Annotated in this window: 22 protein-coding genes; 11 read left to right on the top strand and 11 right to left on the bottom strand. The window is 73.5% G+C overall.

Features of this window, described 5'->3' with window-relative positions; genetic code table 11:
- Window positions 1-105: 105 nt before the first annotated feature.
- The 6 genes from Mam01_RS17455 (at window position 106) to Mam01_RS17430 (ending at window position 9354) form a co-directional block, all read left to right on the top strand.
- Complete coding sequence (locus tag Mam01_RS17455; RefSeq protein ID WP_204286375.1) at window positions 106-2877, top strand: ATP-binding protein; 2772 nt, start codon at window positions 106-108, stop codon at window positions 2875-2877.
- Between the two features lie 215 nt (window positions 2878-3092).
- Window positions 3093-5861, top strand: coding sequence for a helix-turn-helix transcriptional regulator (locus Mam01_RS17450; protein WP_239101389.1), 2769 nt, complete (start codon window positions 3093-3095; stop codon window positions 5859-5861).
- A 139-nt stretch (window positions 5862-6000) separates the two neighbouring features.
- Window positions 6001-6963: an alpha/beta hydrolase gene (locus Mam01_RS17445; protein WP_204286373.1), complete on the top strand. Its 963-nt coding sequence runs from the start codon at window positions 6001-6003 to the stop codon at window positions 6961-6963.
- Window positions 6960-7682, top strand: a complete 723-nt coding sequence (locus tag Mam01_RS17440; RefSeq protein ID WP_204286372.1) for an alpha/beta fold hydrolase — start codon at window positions 6960-6962, stop codon at window positions 7680-7682. Before Mam01_RS17445 ends, Mam01_RS17440 begins: the two co-directional genes overlap by 4 nt.
- 90 nt (window positions 7683-7772) lie before the next feature.
- On the top strand, window positions 7773-8282 hold the full coding sequence (locus Mam01_RS17435; protein WP_204286371.1) for an anti-sigma factor antagonist: 510 nt from the start codon (window positions 7773-7775) through the stop codon (window positions 8280-8282).
- Window positions 8283-8289: 7 nt separating this feature from the next.
- Window positions 8290-9354 (top strand): ferritin-like domain-containing protein, encoded by a 1065-nt coding sequence (locus Mam01_RS17430; RefSeq protein ID WP_204286370.1) that lies wholly within the window; start codon window positions 8290-8292, stop codon window positions 9352-9354.
- 80 nt (window positions 9355-9434) lie between these two features.
- Here Mam01_RS17430 and Mam01_RS36730 read toward each other — a convergent pair whose 3' ends face one another.
- Together Mam01_RS36730 and Mam01_RS17420 are read right to left on the bottom strand one after the other, a co-directional pair.
- Window positions 9435-9734 (bottom strand): helix-turn-helix domain-containing protein, encoded by a 300-nt coding sequence (locus Mam01_RS36730; RefSeq protein ID WP_239101388.1) that lies wholly within the window; start codon window positions 9732-9734, stop codon window positions 9435-9437.
- Between the two features lie 449 nt (window positions 9735-10183).
- The gene (locus Mam01_RS17420; RefSeq protein ID WP_204286369.1) at window positions 10184-10894 is read right to left on the bottom strand and encodes an alpha/beta fold hydrolase; all 711 of its coding nucleotides are present in this window, start codon (window positions 10892-10894) and stop codon (window positions 10184-10186) included.
- A 492-nt stretch (window positions 10895-11386) separates the two neighbouring features.
- Between Mam01_RS17420 and Mam01_RS17415 the strand changes: the two genes are divergently transcribed.
- From Mam01_RS17415 to Mam01_RS17395, 5 genes are all read left to right on the top strand, one after another.
- On the top strand, window positions 11387-12019 hold the full coding sequence (locus Mam01_RS17415) for an HNH endonuclease family protein (RefSeq protein WP_204286368.1): 633 nt from the start codon (window positions 11387-11389) through the stop codon (window positions 12017-12019).
- Window positions 12020-12106: 87 nt separating this feature from the next.
- Complete coding sequence (gene ybiA, locus Mam01_RS17410; RefSeq protein ID WP_239101387.1) at window positions 12107-12685, top strand: riboflavin biosynthesis intermediates N-glycosidase; 579 nt, start codon at window positions 12107-12109, stop codon at window positions 12683-12685.
- 110 nt (window positions 12686-12795) lie between these two features.
- Complete coding sequence (locus Mam01_RS17405; RefSeq protein ID WP_204286366.1) at window positions 12796-13740, top strand: RNA polymerase sigma-70 factor; 945 nt, start codon at window positions 12796-12798, stop codon at window positions 13738-13740.
- 92 nt (window positions 13741-13832) lie between these two features.
- Window positions 13833-15026 (top strand): NAD(P)/FAD-dependent oxidoreductase, encoded by a 1194-nt coding sequence (locus Mam01_RS17400; RefSeq protein ID WP_204286365.1) that lies wholly within the window; start codon window positions 13833-13835, stop codon window positions 15024-15026.
- 374 nt (window positions 15027-15400) lie between these two features.
- Window positions 15401-17635, top strand: coding sequence for an ATP-binding protein (locus Mam01_RS17395; protein ID WP_204286364.1), 2235 nt, complete (start codon window positions 15401-15403; stop codon window positions 17633-17635).
- A gap of 19 nt (window positions 17636-17654) precedes the next feature.
- Here Mam01_RS17395 and Mam01_RS17390 read toward each other — a convergent pair whose 3' ends face one another.
- From Mam01_RS17390 to Mam01_RS17350, 9 genes are read right to left on the bottom strand one after another with little or no spacing between them, the layout of a single operon-like run.
- Entirely contained in the window at window positions 17655-18422 is a 768-nt protein-coding gene (locus Mam01_RS17390; RefSeq protein ID WP_204286363.1) for an ABC transporter permease, read from the bottom strand.
- A gap of 39 nt (window positions 18423-18461) precedes the next feature.
- Window positions 18462-19412: an ATP-binding cassette domain-containing protein gene (locus Mam01_RS17385; protein ID WP_239101399.1), complete on the bottom strand. Its 951-nt coding sequence runs from the start codon at window positions 19410-19412 to the stop codon at window positions 18462-18464.
- 23 nt (window positions 19413-19435) lie between these two features.
- Window positions 19436-19807, bottom strand: coding sequence for a holo-ACP synthase (locus Mam01_RS17380; protein ID WP_204286361.1), 372 nt, complete (start codon window positions 19805-19807; stop codon window positions 19436-19438).
- Window positions 19807-21036: an acyl-CoA dehydrogenase family protein gene (locus Mam01_RS17375; RefSeq protein ID WP_204286360.1), complete on the bottom strand. Its 1230-nt coding sequence runs from the start codon at window positions 21034-21036 to the stop codon at window positions 19807-19809. Before Mam01_RS17375 ends, Mam01_RS17380 begins: the two co-directional genes overlap by 1 nt.
- Window positions 21029-21613, bottom strand: coding sequence for a hypothetical protein (locus tag Mam01_RS17370; protein WP_204286359.1), 585 nt, complete (start codon window positions 21611-21613; stop codon window positions 21029-21031). Before Mam01_RS17370 ends, Mam01_RS17375 begins: the two co-directional genes overlap by 8 nt.
- Window positions 21610-22461 carry a hypothetical protein gene (locus Mam01_RS17365; protein WP_150937270.1) on the bottom strand — a complete coding sequence of 284 codons (852 nt, stop codon included), beginning with the start codon at window positions 22459-22461 and terminating at the stop codon, window positions 21610-21612. The genes Mam01_RS17370 and Mam01_RS17365 overlap by 4 nt, the downstream gene beginning before the upstream one ends.
- A 9-nt stretch (window positions 22462-22470) precedes the next feature.
- On the bottom strand, window positions 22471-22743 hold the full coding sequence (locus Mam01_RS17360; protein ID WP_150937272.1) for an acyl carrier protein: 273 nt from the start codon (window positions 22741-22743) through the stop codon (window positions 22471-22473).
- Window positions 22744-22774: 31 nt separating this feature from the next.
- A complete protein-coding gene (locus Mam01_RS17355; protein WP_204286358.1) occupies window positions 22775-24097 on the bottom strand; it encodes a type III PLP-dependent enzyme in 1323 nt (440 codons plus the stop codon).
- Window positions 24094-25479, bottom strand: coding sequence for a preATP grasp domain-containing protein (locus Mam01_RS17350; protein ID WP_204286357.1), 1386 nt, complete (start codon window positions 25477-25479; stop codon window positions 24094-24096). The genes Mam01_RS17355 and Mam01_RS17350 overlap by 4 nt, the downstream gene beginning before the upstream one ends.
- Window positions 25480-25484: the final 5 nt, after the last annotated feature.

Raw genomic sequence — 25484 nt, 5'->3', positions numbered from 1 at the left:
AGGTGTGGTGCCAGTGGCCTCCGACGTTCGGCGGTCGGCACGTACAGCGGTCGGCACGTACGGCGGTCGGCGGTGAACGGGTGAAGGGTCGGCGGGGCGGTGCCCATGGCAAGCGACGGTTCCGAGTCTCGGCTGCGTGGGCGGCGGACGGAGTGCGAGACGCTGGACCGGCTCGTGGCGACGGTGCAGGCCGGCCGCAGCTCGGTTCTGGTCGTGCGCGGCGAGGCCGGCATCGGCAAGACGGCGCTGCTGGACTACGCGCGGGACAGCGCGTCCGGCTGCCGGACAGCCAGGGTGGCGGGCGTCGAGTCCGAGATGGAGCTGGCCTTCGGCGGTCTGCATCAGCTGTGCGCCCCGTTCCTGGACCGCCTCGGTCATCTGCCGGGCCCGCAGCGCGACGCGCTCGGCACGGTGTTCGGCCTGAGCGCGGGACCTCCACCGGACCGCTTCCTGGTCGGGCTCGCGGTGCTCGGCCTGCTCGCCGACGTGGCCGGGAAGGGACCGCTGGTCTGCCTCGTCGACGACGCCCAGTGGCTTGACGACGTCTCCGCGCAGATTCTCGCGTTCGTCGCGCGGCGCCTGCTCGCGGAGCCGATCGGGCTGGTGTTCGCGGTGCGCGAGCACCACCTCGAACAGGAGCTGAGAGGGCTGCCGCAGCTCGGCGTGGGACGGTTGAGCGACGGCGACGCCCGCGCCCTGCTGGACTCCGTGACTCCCGGGCGACTCGACGAGCAGGTCCGGGACCGGATCGTCGCCGAGACGCAGGGAAACCCGCTGGCTCTGCTCGAACTGCCCCGGGGACTGACGCCGGCGGAGCTGGCGGGTGGATTCGGGCGGCCCGACGCGCGGCCGCTGGCAAGGCAGATCGAGCAGAGCTTCCTGCGGCGGGTCCGGTCGTTGCCGGCCGAGACGCAGCGGCTGCTGCTCGTCGCGGCGGCCGAGCCGGTCGGCGACGTGACCCTGCTGACGCGCGCGGCGGAGCTGCTGGGCATCGAACCGGACGCCGCCGCGCCGGCCGAAGCGGCCGGGCTGATCACCATCGGGACCCGGGTGCGTTTCCGTCATCCCCTTCTGCGCTCGGCGGCCTATCGTGTCGCGGCCCCGCAGGACCGGCAGGACGTCCACCGCGCGCTGGCCGACGCGACCGATCCCCGATCGGATCCCGACCGCCGGGCGTGGCATCTCGCCAACGCGACGGCCGGCCCCGACGAGGCGGTGGCCGCCGAGCTGGAGCGCTGCGCCGATCGGGCGCAGGCGCGCGGCGGGGTCGCCGCGGCGGCCGCGTTCCACGAGCGGGCGGCCGAGCTGACCCCCGATCCCGTACGCCGCGGCGCCAGGGCGCTGGCGGCGGCGCGGGCCAAGTATCGGGCCGGCGGGTACGACGCCGCGCTCGAATTGCTGGACGCGGCCGAGCTCAGCCCTCTGGACGAACGCGAACTGGCCCAGGCCGGCCTGCTGCGCGGTCAGATCGCGTTCGCCTCCAAGAGCGCCGGCGCCGCGATGCCGCTGCTGCTCCGAGCCGGCAGGCGCCTGGCGCCGCTCGACGCCGGGCTGGCCCGTGAGACCTACCGTGACGTGCTGAACGCGGCCATGAACGCGGGCCGGCTGCCGAGCGGCGCCCAGGTGGTGGACGTCGCCGAGGCGACGCTCGCCGCACCGCCGGGGCCGCCGCCGGAACGCAACGATCTGCTCCTGAACGGCGTGGCCGTGGCGCTCACCGAAGGGTACGCCGCGGGCGCGCCGATGGTGCAGCAGGCCCTCGCCGCCTTCCGCGCCGAAGAGGTCTCCAGGGAGGAGGGCCTCGGCTGGCTCCCGTTCGCGTCCCGCATGGCCCACAACGTCTGGGACTTCGACAGCTGGTCCGTGCTCTCCGCGCGACTGGCCGACCTCGCGCGCGAGGCGGGCGCGTTATCGGTGCTGCCCTCAGCTCTCCACATGCTCGTGTCGAACAGGGTCCTCGCCGGGGAGTTCGCCCTGGCCGACGCGCTGGTCGCCGAGGCGGTGACGATCGGGGAGGTGACGGGCAGCCGCTACCTGGCCCAGTACGCGGCCCTGATACTCGAGCCGTGGAGGGGCCGGGAAGCCGCGACGCGTCAGGTCAGCGAAGCGATCACGCGGGACCCGGCCATCCAGGGGGAGGGCAAGGTGCTGACCGCCACCGCATGGGCGAGCGCGGTGCTCTGCAACGGCCTGGGCCGCTACGAGGAGGCCTACGTAGCGGCCGAGCGAGCATTCGAGCACCCGCGGCAGCTCGGCGGGACGGCCATCAGGTCCACGGCCGAGCTCGTCGAGGCCGCCGTCCGGAGCGGACGGCGGGCCAGGGCCGCCGAGGTCGCGTGGCGGCTCGACGAGATGGCACGGGCCAGTGGCACCGACTGGGCCCTCGGCACCTCGGCGTGCGTGCGTGCCCAGGTGAGCGACGGAGCGGACGCCGACGCCCTCTACCGCGAGGCGATCGAGCGGCTCGGCCGCACCGAGGTCCGCACGACGCTCGCCCGCACCCGGCTGCTGTACGGCGAGTGGCTGCGCCGCGAGAACCGCCGCCTCGACGCACGCGAGCAACTGGGCATCGCGTACGAGATGCTCAGCGACATGGGGGCCGAGGCGTTCGCCGAACGCGCCCGGCGCGAGCTCCAGGCCACCGGTGAGACGGTACGCAGGCGCAGCGCCGAAGCGCGCCCCACCCTCACCGCCCAGGAGGCCCAGATAGCGCGCCTGGCCCGGGACGGGCTGACGAACCCCGAGATCGGCGCGCAGCTCTTCATCAGCCCGCACACCGTCGAATGGCACCTGCGGAAGATCTTCGCGAAGCTCGGCATCGCGTCCCGCAGGCAGATCGGCGCCGCGCTGCTCGAAGGCGTGGGCGTCACAGCCTGACCGCCGCCGGCGGGCGGAGGCGACGTGACGGACGGGTGTCACAGATCCGCAGGGCCGCATGGTCCAAGTGCACGAGTCGATCAGAACCGTGCCGAGAGATGGATCATGAAAATGACGTGCCTCCGAAGACCGGTCGTGATTCCGCTGGCCGCAGCCGGGCCCGTGCCACTTGGCGCCTCGACGCCGTCCGCCCTGTCCGCGGGCGGGTGACGGCGGTGTTGCGGGGACGGGCCGCCGAGCGCGAGCGGCTCGGCGGGCTGCTCGACGACGTACGGAGTGGTCAGAGCCGCGCGCTCGTGCTGCGTGGCGAGGCGGGAGTGGGCAAGACGGCGTTGCTGGACGACCTCGCCGCGCGGGCGCGGGGGTTTCGCGTCGTCCGCGTCGCGGGTGTGCAGTCCGAGATGGAGCTGGCCTTCGCCGGGCTGCACCAGTTGTGCGCGCCGATGACGGACGGCCTCGCGCGTCTTCCCTCGCCGCAGGCCGGCGCGTTGCGCGCGGCCTGCGGGCTGAGCGCGGGGCAGGCGCCCGATCGCTTCCTCGTCGGTCTGGCCACGCTCGGCCTGCTGGCCGAGGCCGCCCGGGACCAGCCGCTGCTCTGCCTGGTGGACGACGCGCAGTGGCTCGACCAGGCGTCCGTGCAGGCCCTGGCGTTCGCCGCGCGCCGCCTGCGGGCCGAATCGGTGGCGATGTGCTTCGCCACCCGGGTGCCGGACGAGACGCCGGACGTGCCGGGCCTGCCGGAGCCGCCGGTCACCGGCCTGCCGGAGCTGACGGTGACCGGCCTGCCCGAGGGCGAGGCGCGGGCGCTGCTGCGCTCGGTGCTCCCCGGGCCGTGGGACGGGCGGGCACTCGACCGGATCGTCGCCGAGACGCGGGGCAACCCGCTGGCGCTGCTGGAGCTGGCGAAGGACTCCACCCCGGCCGACCTCGCGGGCGGGTTCGGCCTGCCGGGCACGCGGGCCCTCACGGGCCGGCTTCAGGAGCTCTACCAGCGGCGCGTCCTGTCGCTCCCGTCGCGTACGCGGCGGCTGCTGCTGGTGGCGGCCGCCGAGCCGGGCGGTGACCCGGGCCTGCTGTGGCGCGCGGCGGACCGGCTCGCCGTCGGGATCGAGGCGGTGACGCCCGCCATCGCCGCCGGGCTGGTGCAGATCGACGACCAGGTGCGTTTCCGCCATCCGCTGGTGCGTTCGGCCGTGTACTGGGCGGCCTCGCCGGAGGAGCGGTGCCGCGCGCACCTGGCGCTGGCGGAGGCCACCGATCCGCGGGCCGATCCCGACCGGCGTGCCTGGCACGCGGCGCAGGGCACGCGGGGCCCGTCGGAGGACGTCGCGGCGCAGCTCGTGCGCTCGGCCGATCGGGCGCGGGCCAGGGGCGGGCTCGCGGCGGCCGCGGCGTTCCTGGCGCGGGCGGTCGAGCTGACCCCTGATCCGGCCCGCCGCCAGGAGCGCGCGCTGGCCGCCGCGCGGGCGACCCATCGCGCCGGAACGCCCGGCGCCGCGCTGAGGCTGCTGTCCGTCGCGGAGGCGGGCCCGCTCGACGGGTTCCGGCGTGGCCAGGCCGACCTGCTGCGCGCCCAGATCGCCTTCGCCACGGACCGCGGCGCCGACGCTCCCGGGCTGCTGCTCCGGGCCGCGCGGCAGCTTGAGCCGCATGACGTGCCGCTCGCCCGCGAGACGTACCTGGAGGCGATCAGCGCCGGGCTGTTCGCCGGTCCCCTGGCCACCGGTTGCGGCCAGCTCGAAGCGGCCGAGGCCGCGCGGGCGGCCTTCGTGACGGCGGAAGTGACACACGCCGCCCGCCCCGCCGATCTGCTGCTGAACGGCCTGACCGTGCTGATCACCGAAGGCCAGGCCGCCGGGGCGCCGGAACTGAGGCCGGCGCTGGAGGCCTTCGAATCCCCCGGCCTGTCCTCGGAGGAGGGGCTCGGCTGGCTCTGGCTGGCCGGCGTGGCGGCCGCGGCGTTGTGGGACGGCGAGGCCTGGGACCGGCTCGTCACCCGGCACGTCCGGCTCGCCAGGGAGAGCGGCCAGGCCACGGCGCTTCCCCTCGCGTTGACCGCACGCATAGCCGTGGACGCGTTCTCGGGGGAGCTGAGCGCGGCCGCCGCGCTGGCCGAGGAGGTGAAGGCGGTCTCGGAGGCCGTCGGGATCTCCTATCCGCCCTACAGCGACCTGCACCTGGCCGCCTGGAGCGGACGCGAGGCGGACCACGCCGCGCTGGTGAGGACGGTGGTCGCGGAGGCGAGGCGCCGGGGCGAAGGGAGCGCGCTGCTCGTCGCCGGGTGGTCGAAGGCGTTGCTCTGCAATGGTCTCGGCCGGTACGAGGAGGCTCTGCGCGCGACGGCCGACGTCGTCGGCCATCCGCGGAGGGAGACGAGCGCCGCGGTGGGCTGGGCTCTCGTGGAGTGTGTCGAGGCGGCCGCCCGCAGCGGCGCGCCGGGGCGGGCCGCCGACGCCTTCGAGCGGCTCGGCGAACTGACCCGGCCCAGCGGCACGGACTGGGCGCTGGGCGTCGAGGCGCGGTCGCGGGCGCTCGTCAGCACGGACGCGGAGGCCGAAGAGCACTACCGTGAGGCGGTCGACCGGCTCGGCCGGACCGCGATCCGGGGCGAGCTGGCCCGCGCTCATCTCCTCTACGGCGAATGGCTGCGCCGGGAGCGTCGCCAGCGCGACGCCCGTGAGCACCTGCGCACCGCCCATGAGGCGTTCACCGCCATAGGCATGGAGGCCTTCGCCGAGCGGGCCGCACGCGAGCTGCTGGCCACCGGCGAGCAGGCCCGGAAGCGCACCGCCGAGGCCGCCGGCGAGCTCACCGCGCAGGAGGCCCAGATCGTCCGGCTTGTCCGCGACGGCATGACCAACACCGAGATAGGCGCCCGCATCTTCATCAGCCCGCGCACGGTCGAATGGCACCTGCGCAACATCTTCGGCAAGCTCGGCGTCACCTCCCGCAGGCAGCTCCAGCGCGCCGGCGCCGGGGTCTAGCCAGGCCCGGCCGGGGTCCGGTCACCCCGGGGAACCGGTGCCACCCCAGGGATCCGCCCCGTGTGTCACCCGGGTACGACCGGCCTCCCGGCCGAGGAGAGTGGGCACCGGAGAGACCAGATGAAAAGGGAGAATCCCCATGAACGACCACGTCTTGGAGCCGGCGGCTCAGGAGTTCGCCGAGGCGACCTCCACGCCCCCGTTCCTGTACGAGCTGGGCCCTGACGGCGCCCGCAAGGTGCTCGACGACCTCCAGGCCGCCCCGGTCGCCAAGCCCGAGGTCGACGAGAAGTGGATCACGGTGTCGGCCGGGGTCGGCGAGGTGCGGGCGCGCGTCGTCAGGCCCGCGGGGGCCTCGGGGACGCTGCCCGCCGTGCTGTACGTCCATGGCGGCGGCTGGGTGCTGGGCGATGCCGGCACCCATGACCGGCTGGTGCGGGAACTGGCCGTGGGCGCGGAGGCGGCGGTCGTGTTCGTGGAGTACGACCGGTCACCCGAGGCGCGCTATCCGGTGGCGATCGAACAGGCCTACGCGACCGCCCAGTGGATCACGCGGCACGGCGCGGACGAGGGGCTGGACGCCTCCCGGCTGGCGGTGGCCGGCGACTCGGTCGGCGGGAACATGACGGCCGCGCTGACCATCCTGGCCAAGTGGCGCGGCGACGTGCGGTTCGTGCACCAGTCGCTGTACTACCCGGTCACCGACGCCGCCCAGGACACCGGCAGCTACCGCGAGTTCGCCGACGGCCCTTACCTGACGGCCAAGGCGATGGCCTGGTTCTGGAACGCCTACACCACCGACCCCGCCCAGCGGGCCGAGATCACCGCCTCCCCGCTGCGCGCCACCCTGGAGGACCTGGCCGGGCTGCCGCCCGCCTTCGTCGTCGTCGACGAGTGCGACGTGCTGCGTGACGAGGGCGAGGCCTACGCCCGCAAGCTCGTCCAGGCGGGCGTCCCCACCACCGGCGTCCGCTACAACGGCACTCTGCACGACTTCATGATGCTGAACCCGCTCCGCGACACCCACGCCGCGCGCGCCGCGACCGCGCAGGCCGTCGCCGTCCTCAGGACCGCCCTGAACACCGGAAAGGCACCCGCATGAGCGAGCAGCAGCCCGTCGTCGTCCTGGTCCACGGCGCCTTCGCCGAATCGGCCTCCTGGAACCGCGTCATCCAGCGCCTGCACACCCACGGCCTGTCCGTCGTCGCCGCGGCCAACCCACTGCGCAGCGTCGAGGGCGACGCCGCGTACGTGCGCGACGTGATCGCCGGCCTCGGCCGCCCGGTCGTCCTCGTCGGCCACTCGTACGGCGGCATGGTCGTCACCCAGGCCGCGGCCGGCCACCCGGCCGTGCGCGCCCTGGTCTACGTCGCCGCCTTCGCCCCCGAGCCAGGCGAGAACGCGTTGCTGCTGTCCGGCAAGTTCGAGGGCAGCACTCTGGGCGCGGCGCTGGAGGCCTATCCGGTCGTCTCCGGCGGCAACGAGTTCCGCATCGCGGCGGACAGGTTCCACCACCAGTTCTGCGCCGACCTCGACGCCGGCGAGGCCGCCCTGATGGCGGCGACCCAGCGGCCGGTGACCGAACGCGCCCTGACCGGCGCGCTGACGGCGGACGAGCCCGCCTGGCGCACCATCCCGTCCTGGTTCGTCCACGGCGAGCGCGACCTCAACATCCCGGCCGCGGCGCTGCGCTTCATGGCCGAGCGCGCCGGCGCCCGCCGGACCCGGGAGATCGCGGGCGCGTCACACGCGGTCGCCGCGTCACAGCCCGACGCCGTGACCGTCGTCATCCGCGACGCCGCCGACCACGCGCGGCGGTGAGACTCCGCAGGACCGCCTGAACCGGCCCCGGTCTCCGCTCACCGCGGAGACCGGGCGACAGACGCCGACACGAAAGGTCCAGGTGCGCGCATGGTCGCCTCCCTCCAACTCGAGCTCACGGCCGCCCCCGCGAAGACCTCCGCCACGTCGCTGACGCTGCGGCATCGGCACCTTCCCGGCACGAGCCTGATCACGGTCGGCGGTGAGATCGACCTCGCCAGCAGCGACCTGCTGGCCCGCTACGTCGGCCGTGTCCGCCGGCCGGGCGACACCGTGGTCTTCGACCTGACCGGGGTTTCCTTCATGGACTGCTCGGGCTTGCGGGTGCTGATCTCGGCCGCCCGCCATGCCGCCGACGACGCTGCGGGCGTGCGCCTGGCCGGGGTCCGCGGCGCCCCCGCACGTCTGCTCCGGATCGTCCGGCTCGACCCGCTCCTTCCGGTGTACGGCACGGTCGAGCAGGCCCTCGCCGCCGCCTGCGAGGACGCGGCGGCGGGGACCGGAGATCGCGGAGAGAGTCCCGGGGCTGTCACAGGCGCGGCGGCCGTCCGGTCCTTATGGACGACCGGTCACGCGCACCACGATCGACAATGGAGGTAGAGCTCTGATGACGCATCCGGAACCGAGGGGGACCACTGCCGCTCCCGGCCGAGCGGGGATCGACACGCTCGACAGTCTGCGTGAGCACCTGCAGTGGGCGGTCGAGCTGGAACACGCGACGCTGCCGTCGTACCTGTGCGCGCTGTACTCACTGCGGCCGGAGGACAATCCGGAGGCCGTGGAGGTGGTGGGCAGCGTCTTCGCCGAGGAGATGCTGCACCTGGCGCTGGCGGCGAACCTGCTCAACGCCGTCGGCGGTCGGCCGCGTCTCGACATGCCCGGGATGCTGCCGCCGTACCCCCGGCGGCTGCCCCATAGCGACCTGGAACTGTCGCTGCTCCCGTTCGGCCCGGAGGCGCTGGAGATGTTCCTGCGCCTGGAACGGCCCGCGCCGCCCGGCGCCCCGGCACAGGGCGACGGCTACGAGACGATCGGGCAGTTCTACGACGCGATCGAACAAGGGCTGCGCCACCTGTGCGAGCGGCTCGGCGAGCGGGAGGTCTTCTGCGGCGACCCCGCCCGCCAGGTGACCGGCGGCCGTTTCCGGCACACCACCGGCTCGTTGTTCGGGGTGGAGGATCTGGAGTCGGCGCTGGGGGCGCTGAAGGAGATCGTCGAAGAGGGCGAGGGCACCGCCCGGGGCGAGGTCTGGGACGGGGACCAGGACGTGTTCCACCCCGATCGGGACGAGGTCGGGCACTACTACCGCTTCCAGGAGCTCAAACTCGGCCGGCGCTACCGGCGGGGCGACACCCCGCGGTCCGGGCCGACCGGTGAGCCGGTCTCGGTGGACCCGGCCGCCGTACGGCCGATGCGGCCCGATCCGCGGCTGTCCGACCACGCCCCGGGCAGCGTCATCCGGACCGCGCAGGAGGAGTTCAACCGCGCCTACTGCACCCTGCTGAACCAGCTGGAGCAGGCGTTCGACGGCGAGCCGAGCCTGCTCGGGGCCGCCGTCGGCACCATGTACGCGCTCCGGGCCCAGGCCGACGCCCTGCTGCTGCTGCCGGACGCGGACGGCGCCATGGCGGGCCCCACCTTCGAGTGGGTGCCACCGGAGTCACGCTCGTGAGCGTCCCGCTCCCGGACACTCGTACGCGAGCACTCGCAGACCATGGCGAGGGCGGCACCCGTCCGGGCTCAGGGACGCCGTCAAGGCGTCGATTTCGAGCCCGCGGGCGGCTCCGCCTGGTCGAGCTCGGCGAGCGCGGTCTTCAGCTCGGCGCGTCCCCTGATGCCGAGCTTCGTGAAGACCTTGCGCAGGTGGTGTTCGGCGGTCCGCGCGCTGATGAACAGCCGCGCGCCGATGTCCGGTTCGTCAGGCTCTCGCGGGCGAGGCGCGCCACGTTGAGCTCCTGTTCGGTGAACCGCACCGCCGGCCCCTGCGCGCGTACGCGCGGGGCCTCGCCACTCGCGCGCAGCTGCGCCTCCGCCGTCGCCGGCACGCCGCACGCGTAGCCGGTCCCCACCGGACGAGTGACACCCGCCAGCCGCTCGAACGCCTGCCCGGCGAGTTCGCGGGCGTACGCGTCGGCGCGGATCCGTTCTGTCAGGGCTCCGCCTCGCGGGCCTGACCGCGGTACGCCGCGAGGAAGAGCCGCCCGTACTCCGGCAGCGGGTTGCCGGTGACGTCCTTGACGGCGTCGATCTCGTCGCAGGAGGCCTCGGCCGCGTCGAGATCTTGCTTGGCCTCCGCCGCGGCGATCAGCCGCTGCGCGCGGCGGAACGGCGCCGGCGTCAGCTCCGCCGCACGCTTCAGGAACGCGCCTGCGGCGGCCGCGCCACCGCGCGTCCGCGCACGCTCCGCCGACCGCTCCAGGTCGGCGGCGACCTCCTCCCCCGGGGCGCCGAGCCGGCCGGCGTAGATCGCGGCAGGTGCACCGGTGGGGCCTGTGCGGCCCTCAATGGCAAGCGTGCCGTCTCGGCGGCGACGCGTGCGTGATTCGTTCGCCGAGCAGTAGGGCGGCGACCGCCTCCGGGGCCTCGCGCATCGCGTCGTGGCCGGTCGGGAGGTCGTGGACCTGCCACTCGGGATCGGCGTGGAGCCGGTTGCGGAGCGCGGTGAACGGCGTCCGGTCCTCCCATCCCGAGCAGTAGACGAACTCCCGGCGGGGCACCCGGGCGAGCGCGCCTGTGAGCCGGATCGTCTGCAGGAACGAGGCGAGGGGATGGGGACGGCAACGAGGATCCACGCCGACCGGCGGCCGGACGGCGTAGCCGGTGGTCGCGGCGCCCGACGCGAACGCCTCCCGGTAGCGCTCGGTCGTCGACGACCAGCACGACTCCCCGTCGCGTGGCACGTAGGCGTCGAGATGCACCAGTCGTGAGACGCGGCCGTCGGCGCGATCGGCGGCGGCGGCGATCACCATCCCGCCGTAGCTGTGGCCGACCAGCGTCGCGCCCGTGACGTGCGCGCGATCGAGGAGGCGCAGCACGTCGCCGGCGTGCGTGTCGAGGTTGGCGGTCGCGACCGTCGCGGCGTCGTCGTCCGGCCGCAGACCGGTCAGGGTCAGGGCGTGTACGGCATGACCGGCCCGTTCCAGCAGCGGAACCACCGCCTCGAACGACCAGGAGCCGTGCCAACCGCCGGGCACGAGGACGAACGTCGCCATGCGTTTCTCCTCCTCTCTCGAACCGCGGCATCGAGGCACGCCGCCTCGATGCTCCACGACGAACCGGGCGGCGCCCGCGCCCGGTCGCTCTTCCAGAGCCTGGCCGGGGTGTCGCGCCTGTTCTCCTCCATTGTCTCGGCACACACGATATTGATCGCTCGCCTGGCGCGGCGGGCGAACCGTCGCGGGACGAACCTCCCAACAGATGCGGCCGGGGTCACCGGGAGGGCTGATCCACCGCCGTTTACACAATCTTCATTTGCTCGATGACGGGGCGTACCTCGCCTCCTGCGGCGCTGAAAGGCCTTTTGAGCAGGTACGACCGTACGTCGCGGAAGTCGTCGGCGAAGCCCGACAAAAAAGGTCAATTTGCCTAACTACGACCTGCTATTTCCGGATTTATCGCCATTAGCGAATCTCCGAGCTGTCTGACTGCTCCGTTCGTGTCCAGCCCCCTCTCCTGGCCGGAGCAGCAGGCAGAAGGGGACGCTCGTGAAACGAGCCTTCGCCGCCCTCGCCACCGCACTCGGCGCCCTGTCCCTCCTCCTCACCCTGACCACCGGCCCCTCCCTCGCCACGCCGCCGAACATCCCGTCGGCGAGCACCGCCGCCTCCCGGCTGGCCTCGCTCACCGTGGCCGCCGAGTCGCACCAGTCGACCTACAACCGCGACCTCTTCCCGCACTGGATCACCATCTCGGGCACCTGCAACACCCGCGAGCAGGTGCTCAAGCGGGACGGCAGCGGCGTCGTGACCGACTCGAGCTGCGCCTCCGTCTCCGGCAGCTGGTACAGCCCGTACGACGGAGCGACCTGGCACGCGGCCTCCGACGTCGACATCGACCACATGGTCCCCCTCGCCGAGGCCTGGCGGTCCGGCGCCTGGGCCTGGACCACCGCCCAGCGCCAGGCGTACGCCAACGACCTCGGCGGCCCCGAGCTGTGGGCCGTCACCGACAACGTCAACCAGGCCAAGGGCGACCAGGACCCCACCACCTGGAAGCCGTCCCTGACCTCCTTCTGGTGCACCTACGCCCGCGCGTGGATCCAGGTGAAGTGGTACTACGGCCTCACCCTGCAGAGCGCCGAGAAGTCTGCCCTGACCACCATGCTCGGCTACTGCTGATCCCCTCCCCCGCTGCGGCGGCGGCGCGCCGCCGCAGCAGCGGGGGGCATAAGTCGATGGCGGGGACGAGATCGGATGTGGCACGGTGTGGGCGTGTCTGAGCAGATCGTGCTGCCGCGCAGCGTGGACGAGGCGGTCGCCGCGGAGCGGGCGGGCCACGCCCTCCGCTACCTGTACTTCTGGGGTCACCGGCCGCCGCGCGACGGCGGCGTCGGCCCCGGCTGCCTGTCCCAGTGGTGGCCGGTCGCCTTCACCGAGGACGGCCACACCTTCGCCTCCGCCGAGCACTACATGATGGCGCACAAGGCCTGGCTGTTCGGCGACGACCAGACCGCGGCGAAGGTCCTCGCCGCCGGTCACCCGAACGAGGCCAAGACCCTCGGCCGGGCCGTACGCGACTTCGACGAGCAGGTCTGGAACGCACGGCGGTTCGACATCGTGGTCCGCGGCAGCGTCGCCAAGTTCGGCCAGAACGCGGACCTGCGCCGCTTCCTGCTCGCGACCACCGGCCGGGTCCTGGTGGAGGCCAGCCCCAACGACCGGATCTGGGGCATCGGCCTGACCGCCGGCGACGAACGCGCCGCCTCCCCCGCCACCTGGCAGGGCCTCAACCTGCTCGGCTTCGCCCTGATGACCGCCCGCGACATCCTCGCGACCGAGGCCTGAGCACCGAGCCCTGAGCACCGAGCCCTGAGCACCGGGCCCTGAACTACCGGCCCGGACGCCGGCCGCGGGCCCGGCGCGGGGGCGGCGGATCGGCGACCTAGGATCGGGGCATGCCCTTGACCGCGAGCGACGTCGACCGGTTCGAGGCGGCCAGGCCGCGCCTGGAGGCCATCGCCTACCGCCTCCTCGGGTCCGCCGGGGAGGCCGAGGACGCCGTACAGGAGACGTTCCTGCGCTGGCAGGCCGCCGACGTCGGCCGCGTCGAGGTCCCCGAGGCCTGGCTGACGAAGGTGCTCACCAACCTGTGCCTCAACCTGCTCACCTCCGCGCGGGCGCGCCGCGAGACCTACGTGGGCCAGTGGCTACCCGAACCGCTGCTCGCCGGAGACCCGATGCTCGGCCCGGCCGACACCGCCGAGCAGCGCGAGTCGGTCTCGTACGCGGTCCTCACCCTCATGGAGCGCCTCTCCCCGAGCGAGCGGGCGGTGTACGTGCTGCGGGAGGCCTTCGGCTACCCGCACCGGGAGATCGCCGAGATCCTCGACATCACCGAGGCCGCCAGCCAGCAGATCTTCCACCGCGCGAGGAAGCACGTCGCGGACGGCAGGGCCCGTGCCGAGATCGACCAGGCCGCCGCCCGGCGGGTCGTCGAGGAGTTCCTCGCGGCCGCCGCCAGCGGCCGGATCGAGCCGCTCGTACGGCTGCTCATCGAGGACGCCGTCTCGATCGGCGACGGCGGCGGGAAGGTGCCCGCCCGCGCCAAGGCGTTCGAGGGCGCCGTCGCGGTCGCGAAGTTCCTCAGAGGTCTGTTCAAGCCCGGCGAGGCCAAGCGCGCCCTCGCCGGGGGCGCGCCCGAACTCTACGCGTCGACCGCCAACGGCGACCCCGCCGTCGTGGCCGTCGTGGACGGCCGGGTCGTCGGCGTCATGTGCCTGGAGGTCACCGCCGAGGGCATCGCCGCGTGCCGCAACCAGGTCAACCCCGACAAGCTCGAACGTGCCACGGCGCGCTGGGCGCTCGCCGACCACGGGAAGCCGCTGGCCGCCGCCTTCTGAGCGCGGTGTGAGGCGCTTCACATCCCGCTCCTGTCAGCAAACGGCGCGCTGCCCGGTTCAAGGGCAAACGACCACACGACAGGAGCACGGGCATGCAGCACCGCATCGTCGTCCTCGGCGCCGGATACACCGGAGCCATCACCGCCGGACGCCTCGCGAAGCGGCTCCGCCGCGAGGACGTCGCCATCACCCTCGTCAACGCCGAGCCCGATTTCGTGGAACGCGTCCGCATGCACCAGCTGGCGACCGGCCAGCACCTCAGGCCCCGGCCGCTCGGCGAGATGTTCGCTGGCACCGGCGTCGACGTGAGGATCGCGAAGGTCACCGGCGTCGACGCCGACCGCAGGACCGTCTCCGTCACCGGCGCGGACGGCGACGGAGAACTCGCCTACGACACGCTCGTCTACGCCCTCGGCAGCGGCTGGAACCCCCAGGGCGTGCCGGGAACCGCCGAGCACGCGTACGAGATCGCGAGCCGTCCCGGCGCGCTGCGGCTGCGCGAGCGCCTGGCCCGGCTCCGCGCCGGGCAGACCGTGGTCGTCGTCGGCGGGGGGCTCACCGGCCTGGAGGCCGCGGCCGAGATCGCCGAGGCCCGCCCGGATCTCGGCGTCGCCATCGCCGCCAGCGACGGGCTCGGCGACTGGCTCTCGCCCAGGGGCCGCGAGCACCTGCGGAAGGTCTTCGCCAGGCTCGGCGTCACCGTCCACGAGCACGTCACCGTCGCCTCCGTCGAAGCCGACCGCGTCGTCACCGCCGACGGCACGGCGATCCCGGCCGACGTCACCGTGTGGGCCACCGGCTTCGCGGTCCACCCCATCGCGAAGGCGACCACCCTGGAGGTCGGCGACACCGGTCAGATCGTGGTCGACGGGACGCTGCGCTCGGTCTCTCACCCGGACGTGTACGCCGTCGGCGACGCGGCCCTGGCGATGGGCCCGGGGAACAAGCCGCTGCGGATGTCGTGCGCCTCGGGCACCCCGAGCGCCTGGCAGGCCGCCGACGCGATCGCGGCGCGCCTGACCGGCGGGAAGCTCCCCCACGTGCCGATCCGCTACTTCAACCAGTGTGTCTCGCTGGGCCGCAGGGACGGTCTGATCCAGGTCGTCACCGCCGACGACCGCGCCGTACGGGCGGCTCTGACCGGGCGGTTCGCCGCCTTCTACAAGGAACTGGTCTGCAAGGGCGCCGCCTGGGGCGTCGCCAACCCGACGCTCGGCCTGCCGGCCCGGCGCCGCCCGATCACCCACAAGCAGGCGGCATCCCCGGCCGTAAGGGAACCGGCGTAAAGCGCCGTAAGCGACGGCCGCGTCCTCCACGGCGGTGACGAAACTCCGGAAATTACCGCCACAGAGCTCACCGCCGTGGATGACGCACGGTGATTCGGCGGGACCTTGGGTAACAACTCGAATCTATGACAGAGCCGAAAACCAGGAACATATCAGTCCGTAACTGGCACAAACGATACCTATATGGCAATTGAGGCAATTAGTGCTTGAATAGTCGATAGATCGCGAGATGGCCTTCTCGTACACCGGCTGGACGCGGCATGGGGCCACATGATCGCTTGGGACGAGGTGTGCCGAGAGGGGGTCCAGAGGGGGCGACGTCCCGGAGGCACCGCGCGTCACGGCGGTCCGAGTTCGCCGCATCTGGGGTTTCGATGGAGAACGCGTCGTTCGGAGTCGCACTCCGGGATCTACGCAGGGAACGTGGCCTGTCGCTGGCCTCGCTTTCGGCACTGACCCACTACAGCAAGGGCTACCTGAGCAGGATCGAGACGGGCGAACGGCCGCCGACGCCGCTGGTGGCCAGGCGGTGCGACGAGGTGCTCCGAGCCGAGGGGGCCCTCGCCGGGCTGGTGCCGGTGCGACGCCGGCACCAGGACGCCTTCCGGCGTCCGGCGCAGCTTCCGGCCGCTCCCCGCGCCTTCGCCGGCCGCGCGGACGCGCTCGCCGAACTCGACGACGCCCAGCTGGGCCATCAGACGGTGGTCGTCTCCGGCCCGGCCGGTGTGGGCAAGACGGCGACGGCGCTCTACTGGTCTCACCGCGCCGCCCGCCGGTTCCCCGACGGGTGCCTGTTCGCGGATCTGCGCGGCTTCGATCCGACCGGCGCTCCCGCCGACCCCGCCGAGGTGCTCGCCCGGTTCCTCCGCGATCTCGGCTGCTCCCCCGCGTCCGTCCCGGCCGGGCTGGAGCCGCGCGCGGCCCGGCTGCGTACGCTGCTGGACGGCAGGCGCATCCTGATCGTCGTCGACAACGCGGCGACGGCCGACCAGGTACGCCCGCTGATCCCCGGCTCGGCCGGGTGCCGCCTCGTGGTGACCAGCCGCAGCCGGTTGTCCGGCCTGGTCGCCAGGGACGGCGCCGCGCGACTCGTGCTCGCGCCGCTGCCGGAGTACGAGGCGCTGACCCAGCTCGGGCAGGCCATCGGCGGCCGGCGCGTCGCGGAGGAGCCCGAGGCCGCGGCGGAGATCGCCAGGAGGTGTGGTTATCTTCCGCTGGCGCTGCGCATCGCGGCCGAACGGGCGCAGGCGCGGCCGTCGGTGCGGCTGGCGGCCCTCGCCACCGAGCTGGCGGTCACCCGCGAGCGGTTGAACCTGCTGGCCACCACCGAGGACGAGGCGACCACGGTCCGCTCGGTGTTCTCCTGGTCCTACCGCGCGCTGCCGCCGGACGCCGCCCGCATGTTCCGGCTGCTCGGCCTGCACCGCGGCGCCGATCTCGGTGTTCCGGCGGCCGCCGCGCTGGCCGGGACCGGCTGCTCCCAGGCACAGCGCCTGCTGGAGGCGCTGGCCGCCGTCCACCTGCTGGAGGAGGTCTCCTCCGGGCGCTACCGCTTCCACGACCTGGTCGGGCTGTACGCCGCCGAGTGCGCCGAGGCCGACGAGCCCGCGGAGGACCGGTCCGCGGCCGTACGCCGGCTGCTCGACTGGTATCTGCACGCCGCCGACGCCGCCGGTCGCCGTATCGATCCCCTGCGTCGTCGCGCGCGGTTCGACCCGCCCGACGGGCGGCCGGTCACGTTCGCCGGCTATGCCGAGGCGCTCGACTGGTTCGACGCCGAGCGCGCCAATCTGGCCGCCGTCGTACGGCACGCCGCGGAGGCCGGCCACGGCGCCCTCGCCTGGCGGCTGGCCGACGCCGGGGGGAGTTACTTCGTCCTGCGCAAGCCGTGGGCCGAATGGGTCTCGGCGTACCAGGCCGGTCTGACCGCCGCGCGCGACGGCAACGACGAGGCGGGTGAGGCCTGGATGCTGGACGGCCTCGCCGCGGTCCACCGTGACCTGGGCAGTCTCGACGAGGCGCTGGAGAACTGCGAGCGGGCGCTCGTGATCTGGCGCCGCGTGGGCGACCGGGCGGCCGAGTGCGCCTGCCTCAACGATCTCGGCGACATCTGCCGCACGCTGGGCCGTACGGCGACCGCGCTCGCCCGGCTGCGCGAGGCCCTCGCCCTGAGCCGTGAGATCGGCGGCGCGCGCGAGACCGCCACCGCGCTCGGCCGCATCGGCGAGACCTATCTGTGGACGGGTCAGATCGACCAGGCCCTCCGGTTCCTCTCCGACGCGCTCGCCGTGTTCACCAAGCTCGGCGACCGGAACGGCGAGGCGCGCGTGCTCGACACCATGGGCGTGGCCTACCAGACCCTCCGATGCGGAGACCGGGCCGTCGATCTCCTGCGCGCCGCGCTCCGGGTGCGGCGTGAGATCGGCGACCGGCACGGCGCGGCGACCACGCTGCTCCACCTCGGCGAGGTCTACCGCGACGTCCGTGCGGAGGCCCCTGCCCGGATGGCGCTCCGCGAGGCGCTCACGATCTGCGAGGAGTCGGACGACCCCCTCGTCGGCCGGTTGCGGGAACTGCTGGGCGACCGACGAGGGGACGCGCTGCCGTGACGCCCGCCTGTGGAGGGCGTCACGCGTGCCTCCGGGAGAAGAGGCGGGCGCCGAGCACCAGGCAGACCGCGGCGGTGACGACCGCGACCGCGGCGCCCGTCACCACGACCGAGCCGGTGTAGTCGCCGTACAGGGCGGTGCGCATGCCGTCCACGATGTATCGGAACGGCGTGAGCCGGGAGATGACGTCGAGCCACTGGGGCGCGAGGGTCATCGGCAGCAGGATCCCGGAGAGGAGCAGCAGCGGGATGGCCGCCACGTTCAGCAGGGGCGTGAACGACTCCTCGCTGCGCACGAGCAGGCCGAGCCCGTGCGACAGGGCGGAGAGCCCCACCGCGATGGCCGCGACGAAGAGGAACATCAGGAGGAGGCCGACCAGCGGCGCGCGCAGGCCGAAGGCGTACGCCACGGTGAGCAGGACCACCGTCTGGACGAGCAGGACCACGGTGTCCCGCATGACCCGGCCGGCGAGCAGGGCGAAACGGCTCACCGGGGTGACCCGCATCCGCTCGAACACGCCCGAGCGCAGGTCGGCGATGATGGACAGACCGGCGAACAGGGGGCCGAACAGGCCGAGCTGGATCAGCAGGCCGGGCACGAAGAACCGCCACGCCGCCCCGGCCGGGAGGCCGTCGACCCCGGCTCCGGCCACGCTGACCAGCAGCGGGCCGAGGAAGGCCAGGTAGAGCGCCGGCTGGAACAGGCCGATGATCGGCCACGCCGGGGAGCGCAGCGACAGCCGCATCTGCCGGGCGAAGATCAGCGAACTATCGGATATGAGGGACATGCACGCTCCTCCAGGGTCGGGGCCGCCGCCGCGCCGGGATCACGAGTGGTTCTCGTTCAGCGAGGATCCGGTCAGGGCGAGGAAGACGTCGTCCAGCGTCGGCCGGGCGATGTTGACGGACCGAAGGTCGAGGTCGGCCTGGTCCGCCGCGCGCATCAGCCAGACGAGCGCCTGCTCGCCGCCGCGCGCGGTCAGCCGTACGGTCTGCCCGGAGACGGCGATCTCGTCCAGGCCGGGGCACTCGGCGAGCACCGCCTTCGCGCGGTCGGCGTCGCCGCCGAGGGTCAGGCTGACCACGTCGCCGGAGATCCGGCGCTTGAGGGCGTCGGGGGTGCCCTCCGCGATGACCCGCCCGTGGTTCATCACCAGGATCCGGTCGCACAGCGTGTCGGCCTCGTCGAGGTAGTGCGTGGTCAGGAAGACCGTGGTGCCGAGCTCGTCGCGCAGGCGGCGGATGTGCGTCCACAGATCGCTGCGGCTCTGCGGGTCCAGCCCCACGGACGGCTCGTCCAGGAAGACCAGCTGCGGTTCGTGGACGAGCCCGAGGGCGATGTCGGTGCGCCGCCGCTGGCCGCCCGACAGCGTACGGATCGGCCGGTCCGCGAGGCCGGTCAGGTCGAGACGCTCGCACAGTTCGGCGGCGCGCCGCTCCGCGTCCCGCTTGCCGATCCCGTAGAGCCGCGCCTGCAGGATCAGTTCCTCGGCCACCCGGCAGTTGCCGTCGGTGCCGCCGGCCTGCGCCACGTAGCCGATGCGGCGGCGGACGCCGGCGGGGTCGGCGTCCACGTCGACGCCGGCGACGGTCGCCCGGCCCGAGGTGGGCTTGAGCATCGTCGTCAGGATGCGCAGGGTGGTGGTCTTCCCGGCGCCGTTCGGCCCGAGGAATCCGATGATCTCGCCGGGACTGACCTCGAAGTCGACGCCCCGGACGGCCTCGACCGTCCTGCCTCCGACGGTGAACGTGTGGGTCAGCCCGGTGGCCTGGATGATGGGCACGGCCGCTCCTGATGTGCTCATGACCAGGCCGCCGCGACCGCGACGACCAGGTCACCCTTGTGTGTGATCGAGACGTCGACGCCCCGGACCCCGGCGGCGTCGGCGGCCGTGCGGGCGGCGCCCTCCAGCGTGACCTCGGGGGCTCCGGAGGAGGCGCGGGCGACCACGATCTCGCGCGGCGCGACGCCCTGGAACAGGCCCATCCGGAACACCTTGAGCACGGCCTCCTTGGCGGCGAACCGGCCGGCCAGGAACTCTCTGCCGCGCTCCTCCGACAGGCCCTCGGCCGCCGCGAGCTCGACGGGGGCGAACGCGTAGTCGTCGAACCAGCGGCGCGCGCGCAGCCGCTCCAGCTCGCCGATGGACATCAGGTCGACACCGACACGCATCAGACCACCCCTTCGGCCACACGGCCGGGGCGGACGTCCCGGTCTCGCGATGTGAAATAGTCGTCTCGCAGCAGCCCCTGGAAGACGCCGCGGCGGTGGATGTTGCCGGTGCCCTCCATGAACTCGAAGGCCCGCACGTCCCGGTACGCCTTGTCCAGCCAGGGGTGCTCGACCAGCGACGCCGGGCCGAGCAGCCGGGCGGCCAGCAGGGTGGCGTCCTCGGCGAGGCGGGCGGCGCGCATCTTGACGCCGCTGACCCGGAAGGTGTTGGGCGAACCGGCGTCGATCTCCGCCGCGACGTCGCGGAGGAGGCGGCGCAGCCGGTTCAGCCGGTCGATCATGCCGTCGACCTCGGCGCGGCCGGCGCCCGCGAGCGCGGGGCGCTGCTCCAGCACGTAGTCGCAGGCCGCCCGGCCGACGCCCAGGGCGAACGCGGCGACGCTGGGCCGGAACCACAGCATCGCCTGCAGCGCTCCCTGCAGCCCGCGCCGGCTGCGCGGCCGGTGACGGCCGAGCACCCGCTCGGGCGGGATGCGCATCCCGTCGAAGCGCAACCGGCTGATCCGCGCGCCGCGGAGCCCGATGATCGGGAGCGTCTCGGCGTGGAAGCCGGGGTCGCCGGTGTCCACCATGACGGCCTCGATGCCCCACGGTCCCGTGGCCCGGCGGCAGAACACCACGCCGACCCGCGCGTGCGCGCCGTTGCCGATGTACATCTTCTCGCCGCTCAGCACCCAGCCCTCGCCCGAGGGGTCGGCGTCGAGGCGGGCCGTGAGCTCGGTCGCCGCCGAGCCCTTCTCCGGTTCGGTCAGCGCGAAGAAGGCCCAGGTGGGCCAGTCGGAGGTCCGGCCGAAGAACCAGTCCTGCTGCGCCTCGTCGGCGAGGGCCCGCAGGACCACCGTCGACAGGGCGGGCCCCGGGCTGGCCAGCGTCATGCCCGGATCGCCGTACGCGAGCCACTCCGCGGCGAGGATCCACTCGGCGCAGGAGGCCTCCGCGGGTACGAAGGACGGCAGGACGTCGTCGTGCCGGGCGTACCGCGCCGGGGTGAGCATGTGCTGCTGGAGCCGTACGGCGGGCAGGTGGAGGAACCGGTGGACGGCGTCCGGGTCGGCGTCGAGCGCCAGGCCCGGTTCGCGCAGCTCCCGCGCGGCCTCCCGGAAGTACTGTTCGAGCGCGTCCATCCGCTCTCCGCGCGTGTCCAGGGCGTACGTCGCGCTCTCAGGCATGGTGGTCCTCCACGCGGTGGTCCGGGCCGGGCTGGAGGTAGACGTTGCCCGCCACCTCGGCCAGGTAGAGGTCGGCGCCGGGCCCCTCGGCGAGCATGCTGTAACCGCCGAGGAGGCGGAGCAGGACCCGGCCGGTGCAGGTCAGGCGCTGGTGGCGGGCCCAGCGGACGTCGCGGCCGGCCTCCTCCTCCGGCTCCGCCGCCTCCTCCTGCAACTCCATCGCGACGTCGGCCAGGTCGGCCTGGAGCTGGGGCCGAGAAAGCAGGCTGGTGCCCTCGCTGACCCGTTCGCCCAGGCGGGTGATCGTGTGCGCCAGCGTGCGGCGGAGCACCGTGTGCTGCAGCGCGAGCAGCCCCTCGGCGAACCGGGCGGCCGTCGCGTCGTCGCGGGCGCTGCCGGCGGACGCGGGCACGCACGCGAGCCCGAAGCGGCCGAACCGCCCCGCCCCGGCCACGCCGAGCGCCTCCGCCGAGGCGAGGACGTGTCCGGACGGCGACGCGACGAACCCGCCGGACGTCACGTCGGCGTGCAGGGCGTCGAGCAGGGACGGGTAACTCCCGAGAACGGCTGTGGTCATCGGCGCTCTCCCCCGGTGACGGCCTCGCGGCGGGTGAACGTGGCGACGTGGCTGATCCCGGTGCGCGGATCGGTGTCGCCGAGCACGACCGTCCGGTAGGCGGCGCCCCATTCGGCGTGGTGCCTGGCGAACTCCAGCCAGACCCCGGTGCAGTAGGAGCCGGGCGGTGCCTGGTGGGCCTTCGGCCCGGCCGGTCCCGTGTCGGCGGCCTCGGCCCACGAACCGGTCACCACCAGCCGCTCCCCGGGATCGGACCCCTCCGGCAGCCCGGGCGGCTCGTCGAGCAGGACGGCGAGGTCCCGGCCCGGCCCCGCCGAGGCGAGCCCGGCGAGCTCCCAGCCGCCCGCGGCGCCGAGCACCAGCAGCACCGCCGAGTCCACCAGGTCGCCGTCCTGGACGAACGGCTCCGGGTAGGGGTACGTCGTCTGCTCGACGACCACCACGGCGGCGCTGTGGCAGCGGCCCGACCGCAGATAGGCGCCGGCGATCCGCAGCGCCGTGAACGGCGCGCCGAGCCCCTGCTCGGAGACCGCGAAACTCATGGACCGGTCACCGAGCACGTGACCGAGGTGCGCCGCCAGTGTCTTCTCCGGCGCGTGCGGATCGGGCAGCGCGTACGCGACGATCAGCAGGTCCGGGCCGGGCAGCGGGCCGGGGGCCGCCCGCAGCACCCCCTCGGCGAGCTCCAGGAAGGTCGCGTTGCTCCCGCCCGCCGCGAACGACGTGTCGAAACGCATCCCGTACGGAGCGAGCACGCCCTCGTTGAACTCGGCGATGTCGGGTTCGAAGTGGCACGGACGGGTGGCGTGCGGCACGTAGGCGACCGCGGTCTCCAGTGACAGGGCCATGGCCGTGCGTCAGCCGGCGTTGCCGGTGGGGACCAGGTCCACGAGCCCCTGGAGGTAGTCGGCCAGGGTGCCGATGGTGCGGAAGCTGTCCATGTCGAGACCCTCGGGGTCGATCTCGACGTCCATCGTGTCCTCGACCGCCATGAGCAGTTCGAGGATCGACGTGGAGTCGAGCTGGAGGTCGTCGAACAGCCGGGTGTCCTCCGTCACGCCGGGCACGTCCCGCTGGAGCACCTCGCCGACGGCCCGGACGACGGCTGTCACGATCTCGGATCGGTTCATTACCCGTTTTCCCTTCTCGATGTGGAACTGTTCACTGCGCGACAGGCTGCGCTACGGGGTGGGCGGCCGGCTGATCGGCCGGCTGGACGGCCGGGCTCGGCCGGTCGACGAGGATCTGCCTGCCGAGCAGGTCCTCGACGGTGTCGCGGTGCCGGACGAGATGCGCGGTGCCGCCGGAGACGAGGACCTCCGCCGGGTATCCGTGGCTGAGGAACAGCACCGGGGACGACGTGGGACCGTACGCGCCCGAGCGCTCGACCCCGATCAGGTCGCCGGGCCGCACCTCCGGCAGGGCCACCTTGCGGCCGAGCACGTCGTCGGGGGTGCAGAGCGGGCCGGTGATGGTGTAGCGGCGGTCGGCGAGCTCCCCGGAGCGGTCGATCGACCGGATGGGGAAGTTGCGCTTGACGAAGCTGCCCACCCCGACGGCGGCCATGTGGTGGTTCATCCCGCCGTCGGTGACGACGAACCACTCCCCCTTCGACTGCTTCACGTACCGCGCCCGGACGACGTACGTGCCGCAGCGGCCCGCGAGGTAGCGGCCGAGCTCCATGATCACCCGGCAGCCCGGGTGTTCCGCCGCGAACTCCCCGACGACCGCGTTGACCCCCTCGGTCAGCCGGTCGAGATCGAGGTCCTTCTCGTTCTCGAAGTACGCGATGCCGAGACCCCCGCCGATGTCGACGGTCTCGAGCGGGAAGCCGAGCGTCGCGCTCAGCTCGCGCGCCGCGGCGAGGATGCCGGCGGTGTTCTGGACGACGCCGTCCTCGTCGAGGATGCGGGTGCCCATGTAGGCGTGGATCCCGGTGACGCGCACGTTGCGCAGCGCGCGCAGCGACGACGCGCTCTCCAGCAGCAGTTCGTGGTCGATGCCGAACTGCCGGGGCTTGCCGCCCATCGACAGGCGGGCGCCCTTGGTGGTGAACGCCGGGTTGACCCGCAGCAGGGCGCGGGTCCCCGGCCCGCTGAGCCGGTCGAGCGCGGCCAGCTCCTCGAGCGACTCGCAGACGACGGCCGCGATCCCGCCCTCCAGGCAGGCTCCCAGTTCGCCCTCGGACTTGCCCGGCCCGAGGAAGATGACGTCGTCGGGCGCCGCGCCGGCCCACCGCGCCGTGGCGAGCTCCGCCATCGAGGACACCTCGAGGCCGGCGCCGAGCGACCGCATGACGGAGCAGACGCTGACGTTCGGGTTGGCCTTGGCCGAGTAGAAGATGTCGACGGCGGGGTGGAGGCGCCGCCGGAGCTCCGTGTAGGAGTCGGCCAGCACATCGGCGTCGTAGATGTACAGGGGCGTGCCGAACCGCTCGGCGAGATCGGCGATCGGAATGCCCTGCACGGCGTACGCGTCGGTCATGAGTTCTCCCTGGGCTGGATCACGCCGGCGAGCGCGGCCCGTACGGCCCCGTCGAGCGCGGTCAGCCGGTCGTGGTCAGGAGCGGTGAGCAGGGTGTAGAGCCGGCCCTGGTGCGGCGTGCCGTCACCGGTGCCGGTGTTGCCGGCGCCGGTGTTCACCGTGCCGAAGCAGGTGACGATCATCCGGCCGCCGGACGCCGGGAACAGCAGCGGGCCGAGGACCCGGCGCAGGTCGTCGAAGACGAGCGGCGCCGCGGACCGCACCGGATAGTGCCGGGCGAGGGCGACGTGACCGGGGGCGAGGAAGCGCTCGGTCAGACCACCCTGGTAGGTCGACATGTTGAACCTGGCGTTAATCTCCAGGACGGGGTAGACCCGCTCGTCGTCCGCGACGATGGCGTCGATGCCCGCCACCCCGAAGAACCCGTCGGCGGCCAGCCGGCCGCCCACCTCCTCGGCGGCGCGGCGCAGCAGCGCGTGCTGGTCGTCGCTCAGCTCGGCGGGCATGAGGTGTCCCTGGTGGACGCCGCGCTCGGTCAGCGCCTGCTTGACGAAGTCGAGCCGCACGCCGCCGCGGCGGTCGATGGTGATCTGGTAGTTGAGGTCGGCGCGCTTGGGGATCCAGTGCTCGACCACCAGCGCGACACGGTCGTGGCCGGTGCGGGCCGCGCGCCGCTCCAGAAGACGCACCAGCCGGTCGGCCTTCGCCGCGGTGTCGAGCACCACGAGCCCCTTGCCGGAGACGCCGTACGCGTCCTTGACCACCATCGGTCCCGGGAGGCCGGCGGCCTGGGCGAGCGCGTGCCGCAGCTCGCCGAGCGTCTCGCAGCACCACCCGGGCACCGGGGGCAGCCCGAGCTCCTCGGTGACGCGCCGGCTGTAGATCTTGCTGTTCACCCGCTCGAACGTCGCGGCGTCCGGCACGGCCAGCGGCACCTGGGCGGAGACCGCGAGCTTCTCCTCGAACTCCGAGGTCCCCATCGGGATGAGCCGGGCGCCCCGGCGGCCGAGGGCGCTCAGCCGGTCGAGCGCCTGCGGCGAGCTCAGCAGGTCCTCCGCGGTCGACCTGTCCGGGGTCGTCGTCTCCGGCACGAGCACGGCCGGGAGGCCGATCCCGAGATCCTCGCCGAGGTAGCGGAGATATCCCTGGTCGGGCGCGTTCTTAACGAGGATGACGTCGCCGGGCCCGGCGAGCAGGAGGCCGAGCTCCTCCATCCGCAGGACCACCTCCATCGGCGCCGCCGCCGGAGCGGGCAGCCCGACGTGGTGCCGCGCCCACTGGGTCTCCACCTCGAAGTTGCACAGGAAGGCCAGCGGCGTGGCCGGATCCCCGGTCAGCGCGGTCTTCAGCCGCCGCAGGTAGTCGGTGCTCTCACGTGTCACAGCGT

This window comes from Microbispora amethystogenes (assembly GCF_016863015.1).
In the GTDB taxonomy this organism is placed as follows: Bacteria; Actinomycetota; Actinomycetes; order Streptosporangiales; family Streptosporangiaceae; genus Microbispora; species Microbispora amethystogenes.
The sequence above is the reverse complement of the archived record's forward strand: the minus strand, read 5'-3'. Positions and strand labels throughout refer to the sequence as shown.